The organism is Acidovorax sp. Leaf73, assembly GCF_916855635.1.
GTDB lineage: Bacteria > Pseudomonadota > Gammaproteobacteria > Burkholderiales > Burkholderiaceae_C > Acidovorax > Acidovorax facilis.
Genome location: NZ_CAKASI010000002.1, coordinates 385,292 through 401,571 on the forward strand (window position 1 = coordinate 385,292; position 16,280 = coordinate 401,571).

The window sequence follows — 16,280 nt, forward strand, 5'->3', positions numbered from 1 at the left end:
CCTTCAAACGTTGGGAGCGGGATTGGTGATGGTCTGGACGTAGCTGCTCAGCCCGCAGCGCGCGGCCTTGCGCGCCAGCTCGCAGGCGGGCACGGCGTGCGCGGCCTCGCTGGTGTCGGTGAACACATGCAGGTGCGTGACCTCGCGTGGCCAGCGGAAATGCGCGAGCGCCGCCGCATCGGACACGGCCCACACCGGCATGCGCAGTGCAGAGGCGAAGCGCAGCGCGGACACCACGCCCACGGCGACACCCAGCACCACGCCATCGGCCTGCGCACGCGGCGGAGCAAGCCGCACCGCCGCGCCCTTGATGTGCCCATCGGTGCCCGTGGCCTTGATGAACGAAGGCACCGGGGCAGGTGTGCCGCGTGTGGTCAGATAAAAGCGCTGCAGAGCCACCGTGTGACGGATTGCAGGCTTGAACAACCCATGCGGATGCACGTCGATTTCCAGCGCCGCCAGCAGCGCGGGAAAGGTGCCGATGCAGGCCGCGCGGCCCTGGCTGTCGGTGTGCCAGTAGTCGAGCGCGGGATGCAGGCGCAGCGTGTCGGGCCACGCAGCGTGCACGCCCTGGCGCACCAGATAGCGGCTCGCTGCATCGCCGGACGCAATGGCCTTTGCCTCGCTCCAAAGCTGGGCGATTCGCTGGCGGTTCTGTTCGTAGGCGTGTTGGAGATTGATGCGAACGGGCGCGTTCATGACACCCTCCGCACGCTCAGCAAACGCAGGTCTCCAAAGCGCTCGAAAGCGTTAGAGCCGATGGCCACATGCGATGCGGCCTGCTGGGTGTAGCGGTGGAATGTGCCCGCCCCGTCAATGCACTTGATGAGGTAGGTCTTCATTGCAGGGTCTCCCGTGCGCAGAGGGCGCTGTGCAGGGTCCGCAGCGTGGAGTCCAGCGCGTCCAGGTCCTGGGCAAAGCGGTCGTTCACCAGCCGCAGCAGGGCGCCCAGCTCGTCGCGATGGGCGACGATGGTTTGGCTGTCCTGCGCGCCGTGGCAGCTCATGAGCTTCTCGATGGCGCCATAGGCCTGCAGCGTGGTGCGCAGGTCGCCTGCGTTGTCGTCGGCATCAAGGGCCAGCAAACGCGGGGCGCGGTCAGCGAGAGGGGGAGGGCAAGAGCAAGAGGGAGAGGAATGCGCGCGTGCAGCTGCGCCGGACGCGGATGCGCCCGAGGGGGTACGGTCAGCCATGGGGGGCCTCCAAGCGAGTTCGGTTTGCAAAAACCGTCACTCCCAACGCCAATTGGGGGCGGCGGCTCGAACAGGTTGGCGTACCGGGAACCCGCTTGCGCGAACCGGCGAGCCTTGCGGCTCCCCATCCGAGCCGCCAAAACTTGGAGGCGCGAACAAACAAGCCGCAGGTGCTCTGCGGGAGAGGCTGCGGCTTGCGTCGCAGCGGGTTACACGGGACGCCAATCCCGATTACGCCTTTTTGTGACGTAACGCCCGAAGTATAGCGACGCGTGGTGGGTTTGGTTGATTTTGGTGGGTGTTTGGGGGCGAACTGGCGCGGCAAGTTCGCGGCGTGTGCGGTATTGCACGGACGGCAAACAGGCTGGCCAGGACTGCAGGAGCTGGGGGTGGTGGTCATGGGAATCAAGGGCGCAAAAGGGCAAGCGGGTTTGTTTGGGCGGAGTTCGGGCCGCAGGGCCGCAAAACGGCTCCGCAAGGCGGTGCTGTGGGGTGGGGGTGGACCTACGGCGCTAGGGCGGCCGCGTCGGTCTCTATCTCGTCGGTCTCTGCGCCTGCGCGGTCGGCATCAGCCGGGGGCAGGCGGTCGCACTGGGCGATAGGGTGGCGTGCCATCTGTTCCATCACGTCACGGCGCCGGACGTGGGGACTCAGGGGCAGCAGGATGGACGGATCAGGCGTGGCCGATGGGGACAAGGTGCGGTTGATCTCGGTGGCGGCCGCGAAGGTGTGGCCACAGGCGGCGTTCTTGCAAACGAGGAACAGCTCGCGCAGCAGGGGCGTTACTTCGACGCTGTTGCGCACGTTCGCCCAGCTCTTGCAGTGGGGGCAGCGCATTCTCATGCACCCCTCCGTGCCGTGACGGTTGCGCGCTGGGCCTTGGGCTTCGGAGCAGGCGGCGGCGGTGGTTCGACGGGGAGGGCGGCGGCCGGTCTGGCTGCGATCCATGCATCGATCTCTGACTCTCGCCACGCGACGGCGTGCGCTGTCAGGTTCACGGCGGCCGGGAAGGACTTGGCCCGGATGGCTGCATAGATCGTGCTGCGGCCAAGGCCGGTCATGTGCTTCACGTCAGCCAGGCGTAGCAGGCGATTGCGCACAGGGCGCAACTCAGAGGCAGGGGTGTTTTTTGCGTGTTGGATGTCGGTGGATGAGTGCATGCCTCTATGGTCATGGACAGACGGCCGTGGACAAACGAGTGCTGCATGTGTGCGCGCTCTACACATGCTGAAGTTGGGCGAAGTGGCCGGGGCGGACGCCGAAAGGCGGACTTTGGGCAGGTGGTCAGCCCGCCGCGTGGTGGGTTTGGTGGGTTTGAGGGGGTTATTTCTGGACGGTGGCGCGCAGAGTTATCGCGCGGCCGGTCAGGTCTGGGGGCAGAAACCGGGCTGGCTGGGGGCACATCCGTGCCGAACTGGGGGCACAACCGGCGGCCGGTTGGTGGGTTTGGTGGGTTTCGTGGGTTTGTTTCGCGCCAAACGCGCGCGGCGAAATTGCCTCCGGGGCAGTGGCCTGGCTGGTCAGGCGTGGGGGCATATCCGTGCCGAGCTGGGGGCACATCCGGCCGCCGCGTGGTGGGTTCGGTCGGTTTCAGGGAGCTGTTCTGGCTCGCTGGCGCGCGGAAAACCGCCCTGGGGCCGCCCTTGGCCATGGGGGCATCTGACGCCTGGGTGGGGGCATAAAAAATGTGCCCCCACTTTTGAAAAATGTGCCCCCAAATGTGCCCCCAATTTTCTCGGATGGGGGTGGACTGGTCTGGATGGGTGCGGACAGCTAAGATGCTGATTTCAAAGGAGAAATAAAAAAGTCCGGAAGAGTTTGGACTCTTGCGGACTGGTCACTGGTCCCCTCGACAGGAATCGAACCTGTATCTAGCGCTTAGGAGGCACTCGTTCTATCCATTGAACTACGAGGAGGCAAGACAGCCGCGCATTGTAGTGGGCACACGCACACTCTCTGGCGTGTTCAGCCTCAGTCGTACTTCACCGTGTAGATGATGTCCACCGCGCTCTTCTCGCCCGTTTGCCCGCGCAGCGTGAGGCTGCGGGTAAGGTCGTAAAAGATGTACAGCGTGCCCAGCGTGCCCGACAAGCTGCGTTCGTAGGTCACATACAAATCCTTGGACAGGCGTTTGCCGAAGGTGAGGGCGGCTGCGCTGGCGTCTTCGCCTGTGGTGGCGCTGCGAAAGCCGATTTCGTCCAGGCCAATGCGGCTGGCGATGTTGGCGCTGGTGTTGCCGCCGCCACGGCGGCCCAGCAGGGCCAGGGCGGCCTGCTGCATGACGGCGGCTTCGGCGCCGCCTGCGGAGGCGTTGCGGCCCAGGACCACCCACGAGAGTTTTTCGGCATCGGGCAACTCGGGGTCGGAATACAGCTTGACGCGCGGCGCCTGGGCGCTGCCGGTGACCTGCACCCCAGCGCGCACGCTGATGTTGGGCCGCAGCGCCAGGATGTCGAGCGAGGGGTTGTTGTAGGGGCCGTTGAAGCGGATGAGCCCCGTCTCCACGTCCAGCATCTGGCCCCAGGCTCGGTAGCGGCCTTCGTCGGTGCGCACTTCGCCGGTCACGCGCGGTGGGGCGCCGGGCACGGCGCTGCTGCGGATGTCCACCTCGCCCGTCAGCCGCGTGGTGATGCCCTGGCCGCTCAGGGCAAAGTCGCGCCCCAGGTTCAGGGTGATGGCGATGTCGGGGGGCTTGGCGGTTTCGGCCTGGGCCGCTACCTGGTTGGCCTTGGCGGCGGCCTGGGCCTTGGCCTGGTCTTCGCGGTCCTTGGCCGCAGAGCGCACCACCACGTCGGAGCCCAGCGTGGGCGCGGTTTCGTCGGGCAGGATGATAGTGGCGCGGTCGGTGGTGAGCTTGCCGCGCAGGCTGATCTGGCCTTGCTGAAGCTGTGCTTGCAGCTGGCCCGACACGCTGATCTGCCGGTCGGCCCGCACCAGCACCTGTAGCGCTTTGGCCTCGGCCTGCAGTGAAATGGTGATGCCTGACTGGCCCGTGGTTGCGGTGGCGCTGTCGCCCCAGCTCACGCGGCCAGTAGCGGTGAGCGTGCCGCCGTCCTGCGGGGCGGCCGTGCGGTTGCCGCTGAAGCCCGCAATGCGCGCGCCACTGCCGCGCCCGCCCTGCAGGCGGAACTCAGTGATGCTGAGCTGGTTGCCTTGGAGCGTGGCGCGCAGGCGGCCGCCTTGCAGGTCTACACCATCGACCACCGAGCGCACGGCCATGTCGTCGGCGCCCAGCGTGCCGGCCCAGCGCGGCGCATTGCGGGTGCCTGACAAGGTGGCGCTGGCGTCCAGCGTGCCGCGCACGCGCCAGCCGGGCGGGGCCAGGGCCGACCACACGCCCACGTCGGGCAGGCGCGCGCGCAGGGTGCCGGCCAGGGGTGCATCGGGCGCCCAGGTGACGGGCGAGGAGGGGCTGGCGCCCGCAGCGGCGGAGGCGCCGGGCGCTCCGGGTGTGAGGCGGGTGCTGACGTTGGCCTGCACCTCGCCCGCCCGGTCGCTCGCCCAGGCGAGTTGGGCGCGCAGGGCCTCGCCTTCGATCTCGACGGTAACTTCGGCCTGGCGCACACCGGCGGCGGTGCCTGCCCCTGCACCGGATGCAGCAGCTGATGCCGAGGGGTTTGCCGAGGCCTCGGTGGCGATCACCGCCGTGGCGCCTGCGCCAGTGCCCTGGCCGCTGCTTTGCACGGCGGTGATGGCGGTGGCGTCGCCCGCCAGGATGCGCAGGTCGCCACTGGCGCGGCGCAGGCTGGCGCTGGCACGCAGGGGGCCTTGGGTGTTGTCCACTTTCCATTGCCCGTCCAGCACGATGCTGGTGGCCAGCCCCATGCGGGCCAGCAGCGGCTGGGCAGGGCGGCCTGCGGCGGCCGGGGTGTTGCCCAGGCCCAGCGCGTCGACCCAGGCCATGGGCAGGCCCTGCACGGTGCCCTGGGTTTGCAATTGCACAGGGTTCGCGCCGGTGGCCACGCGCAGGGGCTGCCACCGCAGCACGGCGGTGCCGGGCTGGGGGCCGGTCAGGCGGGCCTGGCCTGTAGTGGCCAACACGGTGTAGCCCGTTGATGGCGAGCGTGGGCCGGTGGTGGCGCGTGCGGTGATGGATATGGGCTCAGCCAGTTGCAGCGTCCAGGGGCCGGGGCGTGCGGTGTCTTGTGCCACCAGCCGCAGTTCGCTGATCTGCACCTGCGCCCCTTGCGTGGGTGTGGCCAGCCCGCCCGTGGCGCGGGTTTGCAGGGCCAGCCGCTGCATCTGCTGGGGCTGGGATGCATTCAGCCGGGCTTCGCCATCCAGCGTCAGCGTGGCCTGCGCCAGGGTGCCCGAGAGGCCGGCCTGCACAGCGCGCAGTTGCACGGCTGTGGAACCGCCACCCTCATCTTTACCGGGAGGCAGTGACAGGTCCAGCAGCGGGGTGGAGAGCTTGGCTTGCAGCTCGAAGGTGGCTTTGTCCGATGGCGGCGTGTTGCCCGCACGGCTGGCGTTGGGGGATGTGCTGTCGCTGGTGGTTGCGGTGGCGGCTTGCAGTTGCCGGGCCGCTGTCTGCCAGCCACCTTTCCATCGCGCGTTCAGCTGCACGGCGCCTTTGGCGGTGGCACCCCGCAGGGATTCATTCAAACGGGGGCCTACCAGCGGCAGGCTGGCCAGCCAGCGCTGGGTTTGGTCCACGTCGGTCCATTGGACCTGCAGGTCGCCCGCACCCGCCTGGGGCGCCATGCTGCCCTGGGCGCGCGCTGTGGCGCCGGGCACGGTCAGCGCAATCTGGCCCTGGCCCGACAGATCGCCGGGGGCCACACGCAGGTTGGTGGCTTCAATGCGGGCCTGCAGGGCGTCCAGCAGCAGGCGTTCCAGCTGCAAGGTGCCGCCGGGCCGGGTGGGTGACGGGGGTTGCCAGCTACCTTGGGTGGTCAGCGTGTTGATGCGCAGCAAGGCGGGGCGGTTGGTGGGGGTTTTGCCGGAGGCGGCGGTGCCGGTGGCGCGGATATCTGCCGTAAAGCGCACCACGTCGCCCTGCATCTGCGCGCCCACGCGGCCCGCCAGCGGGGCGGCTGCCCAGGCGGTGTGCAGGGCGTCTGGGCGCAGGTTGCGCAGTTCAGCCTGGCCCTCCAGCGCGCCGGTGGTGGGGGTGTAGTTGCCCTGCAGGGTGACTGCGCCGGTGCCTGTATTCACAGTGGCGCCGGGCACCGTCCAGCGGGTGCCGTCGTAGCTGGCATCGGCCTGCAGGGAGGTGATGGGCAGACGGGCCTGGTCCCACGGGCCTGCTAGTTCGTTGCGCAGCTGTGCCTGCAGGGACCAACCAGTGCCGGCCGTTGCTCCGCTCCCGGTGGGCCCGGCCTGCACGGTGCCATGCAGCCGGGTGGTCGGGGCCTGGGGCCACAGAGCTGCCAGGTTGACGGCACGCAGCGTGGCCTGGGCCGATTGCAAGGGCTGTGGGGACCAGGGTGCCAGCGTGGACTGCAGGTCGGCCTGCATGGGTTCTGCGGCGGGTGGTGGCGGTGCTGCTGGTTTGGCGGTGGGTGGTTTGGCAGGGGCAGGGGCAGGGGGTGGCTCCGTGGGCCCGGCCTGGGCGGCGGTGGGGCTGATGCGCGCCTGCAGCTGTAGCTGCGCTGCCGCTGTGGCCAGCGTGCCTTGCAGGGTAGCGTGTGCACCCACCTGCAGGGCGGTGGTGCCGCCGGGCACGGCGGCGCTCACCGTGCCGTCCACAGTGGCGTTCAGCGCCATGGGGGCCTGGGCCTCCAGCGTCAGCCGCGCGGTGTATTGACCCTGGGCCAGCGCTACGCTGTCGATGTTCAGGCGGTGCTCGCTCCCGTCAAAGCGGTAGTCGCCGGCCAGGCCCTGGGCTTCTACGGCCGGGGCGCCCGCCCATTGCAGCTGGTCTACGCGGAACGGCACGCCGATCTGCAAGGGCAGCACCAGTTCGGTCAGGGGTGTGGGTGGCTCCGCATTGGGCTGGCTGCCCAGCGGCGTGATCTGCACGCGCGCGGCATGCACTTCGCCCAGCTCCAGGCGGCGCTGCAGCAGGGGGGCCAGCTGCCAGCCCAGGCGGATGTCGGTCACCTCCACCGACAGGCTGGGGCTGCGCCAGCGCAGCCAGCCAATGCGCCCGCCGTTGCGCAGTGATCCGGTGACCTCGCGGCTTTCCAGTTGTTGGTTGGCGGGCAGGTACTGCGCCGCGCGCGCCAGCGCCAGGGCCAGCGACGTGCTGCTGCCTGCCCACCACCACACGGCGGCTGCAGCGGCGATCAGCAGCGCAATCATTGCGACCAACAGCCAGCCCAGTGCACGCAGCGCAGGGCGGCCACGGCGTGGCGAAGGGTGCTGGCCACCCTGGTGGTGCGATGCGCCTGCGCTGAAATCGGAGGAGCGTGCGCGGGGTGTCGGGGAGTGGGGGGGCATGGGTGCAGCGCTCATCAGAAGCTGAACCCCAGCCGCAGGTGCAGCCGCACCTCCTTGGTTTTCACGCCATAGGCCAGGTCGGCCTGCAGCGGCCCCACAGGGCTGCGCCAGCGCACGCCAGCGCCAATGCCCACGCGCGGGTCCAGGTCGCCCAGGCGGTCGGCCACCGCGCCAGCATCCACGAACAGCGTGCTCTCCCAGTCGGTCATGGCGCCCTGGTAGACGATGGGGCGCTGCCATTCGACGCTGCCCACGGCCAGGTAGCGGCCGCCGTAGAGCTGGCCGTTGTCGGTGCGGGCGCCGATGCTGCGGTAGCCGTAGCCACGCACGGTGGTGTCGCCCCCGGTCAGGAAGAGTTGGGTGACAGGGATCTGCGCGCCATCGCGCGCCAGCACGGCCCCGCCCTCTGCGCGCAAGGCCACGCGGGCGCTGCGACCCACGCCAGCGGCGTCCTGCACGCGGCCTGCGGGGATGAACGACTGCCAGCGCAACAGGGTGCGCACAAACGGGTCGCGCTCAGGCCGCAGCGTGGTGCCCAGCCCCAGCTCCACGGCGATGCCATGGCCGCGCGTGGGGGCGGTGGCGCTGTTGAAGTAGCGGCCCGTCCAGCCGTAGTTCACGCTCAGGGCCGTGCTGGTGTCAGAGGGCGACTGCACGTTGGCGGCAAGCCCCTGGCTGTTGGCGTAGTCGTACTGCAGGAAGTAGTTGCGGTCGATGTTCTTGGTGCTTTTGCTGCGGCCATAGCGCACGCGCCCGCTGTTGACGTCGTAGTCGCCCGTCGCCTCGCGCTGCAGCTGGGCGCCTGCAAACCAGCGCCAGCCGTTGTTGTTGGGCAGGTCGGTCCATTCGCTGCTGGCGTGTTTGGTCTCGCGGTCCAGCGAGAGCTTGCTCACCGCGCGCCAACCGATGAAGGGCAACTGGTTGTGGATGTGCTCCAGCGACAGGCGCGCGCCGCTGTCCGTCGAGAAGCCGGGGCCGAATACCAGCTTTTGCATCGGTGCCTCACGCACCTGGGCCACTACGGGCGCGGCCTGCGGGTCAGTGCCCTCGGTGTCGAGCGTGAGGAACACCGAATCGTAGTAACCGCTGCTGGCCAGCCGCAGCTGGGCGTCGAGCAGTTCGGCCTCGTCATACACCGCACCTGTGGGCAGGCGCGCCAGGCGCCGGGCGCCGTCGGGGTCGTAGCGCTGGCTGCCCTCTACCCGTAGCGGCCCGAAGCGGTAGGGCGGGCCGGGCTCGTAGGTCACGCTGAGCTTTGCCGCGTGTTGGTCGGCATCGATCTCGGCCCGGCTGCTGGCGATGCGGGCGGTGGGGTGGCGGCGCGCCTGCAGCTGGCGCAGGCCGTCGTTCTTGGCCGAGTCCCAGGCAGACTGGGTGAACGGCTGGCCCGGCTGCAGGGACCAGTTGCGCTGCACGCGCTGCTGCTGGCGGATGCTGGCGCTGGTACCGGTTTCTTCTGTTGGTTGCTCCGCGCTGGAGCTGTCCGTACCGCCCGTGTTGCCAGTGAAGTCGATGTCCGCGCTGGCAATGCGGGTCTGCGGGCCGGGCTGCACCGTGACCACCACCGTGCGCGGGGCGGCCTTGCTGTCGGGCGTTTCGGTCAGCTCCACCGTGATGGTGGGTGCAAAGTAGCCCATCGTGCCCAACAGTTCGCGGGCGTTGGCATCGGCTGCGCCCAGCAGGCGCTGCAGCTCGTTGGCGTGGAGATCGGGCAGGTGGCGAAAGCGCTGCAGCTCCAGGTGGCGCTCCAGCGTCTCGCGCACGTTGGCGGGGGCGTTGACCTGAACGGCGAAAGAGGGCGTGCCCGATTCGGCAATGGCAGGGGTGGGCGCCGAGCCTGTGCTCTCGCTATCCTCACCGCGCGGCAGCAGGCTGCAGCCCTGCAGGCACAGCGCGCTGAAAAGCAGCAACGCCGACCATGGGGCCGGCGTTGAGAAAAGGGCAGTGGGGCGCAGGACGCGAAAAGGCACGGCAGGAGAAGGTGGTTTGGGTGGTTGGGGCTGGCTGCAAAACCGGCCCACCGCCACTATGCACCCAAAATCAGCCCCGTCGTGTCAGACAGTTCCGCGCGATGGGCTCCAAAGCGCTGGGGCCCCATCCCGCCTACTTCGACAGCAGCCGCATGGTCTCTTCCAGCCCCTTGAGCGACAGCGGGTACATGCGGTTGCTCACCAGTTGCTGGATGATGCTGATGCTCTGGCGGTACTGCCATACGCCCTGGGGCTCGGGGTTGATCCACGCAAACTTGGGGAAGGCGTGCGTGAGGCGCTGAATCCACTCGGCGCCCGCTTCCTCGTTGTTGTATTCCACACTGCCGCCGGGCTGCAGAATTTCGTAGGGGCTCATGGTCGCGTCGCCCACAAAGATCAGCTTGTAGTCCTTGTTGTACTTGCGGATGATGTCCAGGGTCGGGAACTTCTCGGCAAAGCGGCGGCGGTTGTTCTTCCACATGAAGTCGTACACGCAGTTGTGGAAGTAATAGAACTCCAGGTGCTTGAACTCGCTCTTGACCGCACTGAACAGCTCTTCCACCCGCTGGATGTGCTCGTCCATCGTGCCACCCACGTCCATCAGCAGCAGCACCTTCACGTTGTTGTGCCGCTCGGGCACCATCTTGATGTCCAGGTAACCCGCGTTGGCGGCCGTGCTGCGGATGGTGTCGGGCAGGTCCAGCTCCAGCTCATGCCCTTCGCGCGCAAACTTGCGCAGGCGGCGCAGGGCCACCTTGATGTTGCGCGTGCCCAGCTCCTGCTGGTCGTCGTAGTCCTTGTAGGCGCGCTGCTCCCACACCTTCACGGCGCTCTTGTTCTTGCCCGCGCCGCCAATGCGCACGCCCTGCGGGTTGTAGCCGCCGTGGCCGAACGGGCTGGTGCCACCGGTGCCGATCCACTTGTTGCCGCCTTCGTGGCGTTCTTTCTGTTCTTCGAGGCGCTTCTTCAGCGTCTCCATCAGCTCGTCCCAGCCCATCTTCTCGATGGCGGCTTTCTGCTCGGGCGTGAGCTCGTTCTCCAGGATCTTGCGCAGCCAGTCGGCCGGGATCTCCTTGGTGAAGTCGGCCACCATCTCCACGCCCTTGAAGTAGGCGCCGAAGGCCCGGTCGAACTTGTCGTAGTGCTTCTCGTCCTTGACCAGCGTGAGGCGCGAGAGGTTGTAGAAGTCGTCCAGGCTCCATGCGTCATCCGACTTGGGGCCCACCACACCGGCCTGCAGGGCTTCGAGCAGGGTGAGGTATTCCTTGACTGACACGGGCAACTTGGCCGAGCGCAGGGTGTAGAAGAAGTCGATCAGCATGATTTTGGCCTCCAGCGCTTATTTGGTAAGCGTTCGACGCTCTAAAAGATATAGCAACTGCGCCTTGGCCTCAGGCCACTCGCCTGAGCGCATGCTGTACATCACCGTGTCGCGAATGGTGCCGTCGCGGCGCAGCGCGTGGCCGCGCAGCACGCCGTCCTTCTTGGCGCCCAGGCGTTCTATGGCTTTTTGCGATGCAAAGTTGTAGTTGTCGGTGCGCCAGCCCACCACATGGCAGCCCAGCGTGTCGAAGGCGTGACCCATCATCAAGAGCTTGGCGGTGGTGTTGACGTGGGTGCGCTGCACACTTTGGCAGTACCAGGTCCAGCCGATCTCCACGCGTTTCACAGCGGGCACGATGTCGTGGTAGCTGGTGGAGCCGAGCACCTTGCCCGTCGCGTCATCCACCACGGCAAAGGCAAAGCGGTTCCCGTCTTCGCGCATCTTCAAGGCGGCTTCGATGTACGCGCGGGTGTCCTGGGGCTCGGGTACCGAGGTGATGCGCAGCTTCCACAGCTCGCCATCGGCCGCAGCGGCGGCCAAGCCGTGTTCGTGGGAGAGCGCCAGGGGCTCCAGGCGGATGCCTCGGTCGCGCAGGGTGACTGGTTCTACAAAAGCCATGGGTCTTTTCTCTTCGTCAATCCTTGGAGGGCTTGTTGCGCCGACTGGTCTGCCAGCGCCGCGCAGCGTGCAGGCCCAGGCCGCCGCCCAGTCCCACCAGGGCAATGCCCACCAGGGCCGGGGTGCCGTAGCCTGGCGCAAAGATGTCCATGCCCAGCCACTGACCCAGCCAGAAACCGGCGAGTGCGCCGCCAACAAAACCAATGGCGTCGGCAATGCCGTCTGCCAGCGAAGGGGTAGGGTGTTGGGACATTGCCGGGGAGTCAGCGGTTGCGCTGATTCATGAACACCAGCTTTTCGAACAGGCTCACGTCCTGTTCATTCTTGAGCAGCGCCCCCACCAGCGGGGGTACCGCCACCTTGTTATCGGCGCTTTGCAAGGCGGTGAGCGGAATGTCTTCAGCCACCAGCAGCTTGAGCCAGTCGATCAGTTCGCTGGTCGATGGCTTCTTCTTGAGGCCGGGCAGGTTGCGCACGTCATAAAACGTCTTCATCGCCACGCTGAGCAGCTCGCTCTTGAGCGTGGGGAAGTGCACGTTGATGATCTGCCGCATGGTGTCGGCTTCGGGGAACTTGATGAAGTGGAAGAAGCAGCGGCGCAGGAAGGCGTCGGGCAGTTCCTTTTCGTTGTTCGACGTGATGAACACCAGCGGGCGGTGCTTGGCCTTGATGAGTTCGCGTGTTTCGTAGCAGTAGAACTCCATGCGGTCGATTTCGCGCAGCAGGTCGTTCGGGAATTCAATGTCGGCCTTGTCGATCTCGTCGATCAGCAGTGCCACGGGCCGGTCGGCCGTGAAGGCCTGCCACAGCACGCCCTGGATGATGTAGTTGCGGATGTTCTTCACGCGCTCTGCGCTGTCGCCATCGTTGAGCTGGCTGTCCCGCAAGCGACTCACGGCGTCATATTCATACAGGCCCTGCTGGGCCTTGGTGGTGGACTTGATGTGCCACTGCAACAGCGGCATGTCCAGCGCCTGGGCCACTTCCTCGGCCAGCATCGTCTTGCCCGTGCCGGGCTCGCCCTTGATCAGCAGCGGCCGTTGCAGCGTGATGGCGGCATTGACGGCGAGCATCAGGTCTTGGGTGGCGACGTAGTTCTGGGAGCCTTGGAATTTCATGGGGGAAAACACCGGATCGTTGATGAATGGGCTTGACAGGGCGCTGGCTATAATCGGCGGCTGATCAGAGCCCAGAGCTGAACTTCCACGAGATTGTGCGCGCAAAATGAACAAAACGCTGACCACGCTATTTGCCCTGGCTGTCGCTTCCGTGACCGCCTTGTCCCATGCCCAGGAAGCCAAAGGCGACGTGGAAGCCGGCAAGCAAAAGATTGCCATGTGCATTGGCTGCCACGGCATTGTTGGCTACCAGGCCAGCTTTCCTGAGATCCACAAGGTACCCATGATCTCGGGCCAGAGCGCCAAGTACATTGCGGCAGCGCTGGTCGCCTACCAGAAGGGCGAGCGCAAGCACCCCACCATGCGCGGCATCGCCGAGTCGTTGTCCGAGAAGGACATCGCAGACGTGTCGGCCTACTACGAACAGCACGGCAAGACTGAGACCGAGCTGCCCGCCAAGCCCGGCCGCGAACCCAGTGTGCAGGTGGCCGAGCTGTTGAAGAAGGGCGCCTGCGTGTCCTGCCACGGCGACAACTTCGCCAAGCCCATTGATCCCTCGTACCCCAAGATCGCCGGCCAGCATGCCGACTACCTCTTCGTGGCCCTCAAGTCCTACAAGGTCGAGAAGAACGCCAATGTGGGCCGTGGCAACGCCATCATGGGCGGTGTGGCCAAGCAGTTCACCAACGCTGAGCTGAAGGCGCTTTCCAACTACATCAGCGGCCTCGACGGCGATCTGCACACGGTGCCCCAGTCGCGTTTCCGTTAAACGACAGACCACCGTTGATAAAAGCCCGCTTCGGCGGGCTTTTTGCTGGGCTATCGAATCGTCAGCGGCTGGTAGCCATGGCGCCCACGGCCAGGCACACGCAGGCCGTGGTTGTCAGGCGCCAGCGCAGCGGCAGGTACCACGCTGGCAGCGATGTGCGTGCGGCCAGCCGATGGTCTTGCACCAGGTGCGCCACAAAGCCTGTCACCAGCAGCGCTGCCCCTCCCGCTGGGGGTAACAGCGTCGCAGGCCAGGCCATCAGCGATGGCACCACACTCCACACAAAGCAGCGTGTGCGCTCGGCGGTGCTGAGGCCGCTCAGCGCCATGGCGAAGCCCCAGTGCAGCGCTCCCACAAAGCTCAGAATCACCGCGCCATAGGCCAGTAGCGCCGCGCTCCACCAGGGCGTGCTGGGTGCCCACAGGCCCCCAGCCGCCAGTGTCACAAACGGCAGCAGGCCACCATAGCCCAGCCAGGCCACGGGACCAGGGATCGGCGCAGGGGGTGGTGAAGTCAAGGGTTGTGCGGATGGGTGACTGTGCATGGTGCCTCCGGGTACGGTGCCCGCATTGTCTGGAAAGCGCGACTCCCGAGTGCGGTGCATGGTTGTGTGTATGCCGTGAGAGGCGTTCCAAGCGCGCTGCGCCTACACGGAGCCGCCGTTGTGCAACGGTAAAATGGAAGCTGGGTGTCGGCGCCATGGTGGCCTGGCAGGTTCATGCGCTGGTCGGGCCGCCACGCGGTTTTTCTGCGACCCATGAACTCCTCTCCCACCCTGATCCAGGTGATCGGTGCCGTCCTGTTCGGCCTGGCCATCCTCCACACCTTCTCCACCAAGTATTTCGAACGCCTGGCGCATACGCAGCCCAAGCATGCGGGCATCTGGCATTTGCTGGGCGAGGTCGAGGTGGTATTCGGCTTCTGGGCGCTGGTGCTCATGCTGTTCATGTTCTCCATCAGCGGCAAGCAGGAGGCCACGGCCTACCTGGACTCGCGCAATTTCACCGAACCGCTGTTTGTGTTCGCGATCATGGTGATTGCGGCTACGCGGCCGATTCTTCAGATGGCTGGCTCCGCGGTGCGGGTGTTGGCAAGGTGCATGCCTTTTCAGCGCGGTGTGGCGATGTACTTTGTGGTGTTGTCGGCCGTTCCGCTGCTGGGCTCCTTCATCACCGAGCCTGCTGCGATGACGCTGGCGGCACTGATGCTGCGTGACATCCTGTTTTCGCAGCCTTTGTCGGACAAGCTCAAGTATTCGACCATTGGCGTGCTGTTCGTCAACATCTCGATCGGCGGCACCCTCACGCCGTTCGCCGCGCCGCCGGTGCTCATGGTGGCGGCGCAGTGGAACTGGGACCTGTGGTTCATGGTGTCCAACTTTGGCTGGAAGGCGGCCGTCGCGGTGGTGGTCAACGCCGGTATCGCCACGCTGCTGTTTCGCCAACAGGTGGGGCACATGGGACGCAAGATCACGACGGACGAGGCGCCCGTGCCTGTGTCCGTGATGCTGGTGCATCTGGTATTCCTGGGGCTTGTCGTGCTGTTTGCGCACCACCCAGCAGTCTTCATGGGCCTGTTCCTGTTTTTCATGGGGTTCACCACGGCCTACCAGCGCCACCAAAACCCGCTGATCCTGCGCGAGGCCTTGCTGGTGGCTTTCTTCCTGGCCGGGCTGGTGGTGCTGGGTGGTTTGCAGCAGTGGTGGCTGCAGCCGGTGCTCATGAAGATGGACGCCAATGCCGTGTTCTTTGGGGCGGCGGCGCTCACGGCCTTCACGGACAACGCCGCGCTGACCTACCTGGGCTCGTTGGTCGAAGGCCTGAGCGACGAGTTCAAGGTCGCCTTGGTGGCGGGTGCAGTAACGGGTGGGGGGCTGACTGTGATTGCCAATGCACCCAACCCTGCAGGCGCGGCGATCCTGAAAGAGAAGTTCGCTGACAACGCCATCCACCCCTTGGGGCTGCTGCTGGGTGCCTTGCCACCTACCATGGTGGCGGTGCTGGCGTTCAAGTTGTTGTGACCGGCCAGCGGACGTAGCGTGGGTGGTCAGTCCCGTGTGGCGCGCCGCTGCACGCAGGCGATGTAGGCGTCGCCATCGGGCGGACGGCCTGCGCGCTGGCTCTCCCACAGCATCTCGCCCAGGCAGTCCATGGCGGCATGGTGCGCGTCGTGCAAGGAGTCGAGCCGTGCCGTCAGCAGCTCCACTGCCTGGCGGATGCCGCGCGGCTGGTCGATGCTGCACTGCTCGCTGATGGACAGGTGCATCGAGAGGTGCAGGAAGGGATTTGTTTGCCCTGGTGTTTCGTCGTAGTTGCGTGCCACGGCCGCATCGGCGTCGGACAGGTCGGCGTGGTACTCGGGGTGCTCGGCGATCCACAGGCTTGCCAGCGTCTCGATGGCTTCCATGGGGGCGCCGCTCTGGGTCTTGGCGTGCACACCGCACAGAAAGCGGCGCACATCGGCTTGGGAGGGGCTGAACATGGGGCGTGAGGGTAGCACGCAGGGTAAGAGCCCGGAGCGCACAGGGGAAGGCGGTTCGGATCGCGCCCGCCTGCTACATCGCGCCGGGGCGGCGTCCTACGCTGGCCCTGCGCTGGCGCACCTACATTGGGCTGGCGCAAAGGTCGGGAGCCGGGTCCACTTTGTCGCAGTCCTCCAAACCCGGCATCGGGAGAAGTGTCATGAATGCAATGCGAATCGTTGGTGTGCTGTTGTTGGTGGTGGGGCTGGCCGGGTTTTTGACCGGCGGCTTCAGCTTTACCAAGGACACCACCCAAGCCAAGCTGGGCCCGCTCGAGCTCACCGTGAAGGAAAAAGAATCCGTCAATATCCCCCAGTGGATGAGCCTGGGTGCGATGGTGCTGGGCGGCGTGGTGCTGGTGCTGGGGTTTCGCAAGAACTGATT

General features: G+C 66.6%; 16 protein-coding genes and 1 tRNA gene. 3 read left to right on the forward strand and 14 right to left on the reverse strand.

What is annotated here, in order from left to right:
* Positions 1-3 precede the first annotated feature (3 nt).
* The 12 genes from LPA35_RS08100 to LPA35_RS08155 form a co-directional block, all read right to left on the reverse strand.
* Positions 4-699, reverse strand: a complete 696-nt coding sequence (locus LPA35_RS08100) for a hypothetical protein (protein ID WP_228896385.1) — start codon at positions 697-699, stop codon at positions 4-6.
* Positions 696-842 carry a hypothetical protein gene (locus LPA35_RS08105; protein WP_228896387.1) on the reverse strand — a complete coding sequence of 49 codons (147 nt, stop codon included), beginning with the start codon at positions 840-842 and terminating at the stop codon, positions 696-698. The genes LPA35_RS08100 and LPA35_RS08105 overlap by 4 nt, the downstream gene beginning before the upstream one ends.
* Positions 839-1,192 carry a hypothetical protein gene (locus LPA35_RS08110; RefSeq protein WP_228896390.1) on the reverse strand — a complete coding sequence of 118 codons (354 nt, stop codon included), beginning with the start codon at positions 1,190-1,192 and terminating at the stop codon, positions 839-841. The genes LPA35_RS08105 and LPA35_RS08110 overlap by 4 nt, the downstream gene beginning before the upstream one ends.
* 504 nt (positions 1,193-1,696) lie before the next feature.
* On the reverse strand, positions 1,697-2,035 hold the full coding sequence (locus LPA35_RS08115; RefSeq protein WP_228896392.1) for an ogr/Delta-like zinc finger family protein: 339 nt from the start codon (positions 2,033-2,035) through the stop codon (positions 1,697-1,699).
* Complete coding sequence (locus LPA35_RS08120; protein ID WP_255669577.1) at positions 2,032-2,352, reverse strand: AlpA family phage regulatory protein; 321 nt, start codon at positions 2,350-2,352, stop codon at positions 2,032-2,034. The genes LPA35_RS08115 and LPA35_RS08120 overlap by 4 nt, the downstream gene beginning before the upstream one ends.
* A 681-nt stretch (positions 2,353-3,033) precedes the next feature.
* Positions 3,034-3,108, reverse strand: a tRNA-Arg gene (locus LPA35_RS08125).
* 55 nt (positions 3,109-3,163) lie between these two features.
* Positions 3,164-7,576, reverse strand: coding sequence for a translocation/assembly module TamB domain-containing protein (locus LPA35_RS08130; RefSeq protein ID WP_228896395.1), 4,413 nt, complete (start codon positions 7,574-7,576; stop codon positions 3,164-3,166).
* Between the two features lie 14 nt (positions 7,577-7,590).
* A complete protein-coding gene (locus LPA35_RS08135; RefSeq protein ID WP_228896397.1) occupies positions 7,591-9,546 on the reverse strand; it encodes an autotransporter assembly complex family protein in 1,956 nt (651 codons plus the stop codon).
* Positions 9,547-9,679: 133 nt separating this feature from the next.
* Complete coding sequence (locus LPA35_RS08140; protein WP_055401594.1) at positions 9,680-10,867, reverse strand: VWA domain-containing protein; 1,188 nt, start codon at positions 10,865-10,867, stop codon at positions 9,680-9,682.
* 18 nt (positions 10,868-10,885) lie between these two features.
* Entirely contained in the window at positions 10,886-11,488 is a 603-nt protein-coding gene (locus tag LPA35_RS08145; protein WP_121420978.1) for a GNAT family N-acetyltransferase, read from the reverse strand.
* Positions 11,489-11,504: 16 nt separating this feature from the next.
* Positions 11,505-11,741 (reverse strand): hypothetical protein, encoded by a 237-nt coding sequence (locus LPA35_RS08150; RefSeq protein WP_055401590.1) that lies wholly within the window; start codon positions 11,739-11,741, stop codon positions 11,505-11,507.
* 10 nt (positions 11,742-11,751) lie between these two features.
* A complete protein-coding gene (locus tag LPA35_RS08155) occupies positions 11,752-12,606 on the reverse strand; it encodes a MoxR family ATPase (RefSeq protein ID WP_055401588.1) in 855 nt (284 codons plus the stop codon).
* Positions 12,607-12,712: 106 nt separating this feature from the next.
* Here LPA35_RS08155 and LPA35_RS08160 point away from each other — a divergent pair, with 106 nt between their 5' ends.
* Positions 12,713-13,375, forward strand: coding sequence for a cytochrome c (locus LPA35_RS08160; RefSeq protein ID WP_228896398.1), 663 nt, complete (start codon positions 12,713-12,715; stop codon positions 13,373-13,375).
* 61 nt (positions 13,376-13,436) lie between these two features.
* Here LPA35_RS08160 and LPA35_RS08165 read toward each other — a convergent pair whose 3' ends face one another.
* Positions 13,437-13,892 carry a DUF3429 domain-containing protein gene (locus tag LPA35_RS08165; protein WP_228896399.1) on the reverse strand — a complete coding sequence of 152 codons (456 nt, stop codon included), beginning with the start codon at positions 13,890-13,892 and terminating at the stop codon, positions 13,437-13,439.
* A 240-nt stretch (positions 13,893-14,132) separates the two neighbouring features.
* On the opposite strand from LPA35_RS08165, the gene LPA35_RS08170 reads away from it, so the two are divergent.
* Positions 14,133-15,395, forward strand: coding sequence for a putative Na+/H+ antiporter (locus LPA35_RS08170; RefSeq protein ID WP_228896401.1), 1,263 nt, complete (start codon positions 14,133-14,135; stop codon positions 15,393-15,395).
* A gap of 26 nt (positions 15,396-15,421) precedes the next feature.
* On the opposite strand, the gene LPA35_RS08175 is transcribed toward LPA35_RS08170, so the two are convergent.
* On the reverse strand, positions 15,422-15,856 hold the full coding sequence (locus LPA35_RS08175) for a DUF1841 family protein (protein ID WP_010459392.1): 435 nt from the start codon (positions 15,854-15,856) through the stop codon (positions 15,422-15,424).
* Between the two features lie 200 nt (positions 15,857-16,056).
* Between LPA35_RS08175 and LPA35_RS08180 the strand changes: the two genes are divergently transcribed.
* Entirely contained in the window at positions 16,057-16,278 is a 222-nt protein-coding gene (locus LPA35_RS08180) for a hypothetical protein (RefSeq protein WP_176886849.1), read from the forward strand.
* Positions 16,279-16,280 lie beyond the last annotated feature (2 nt).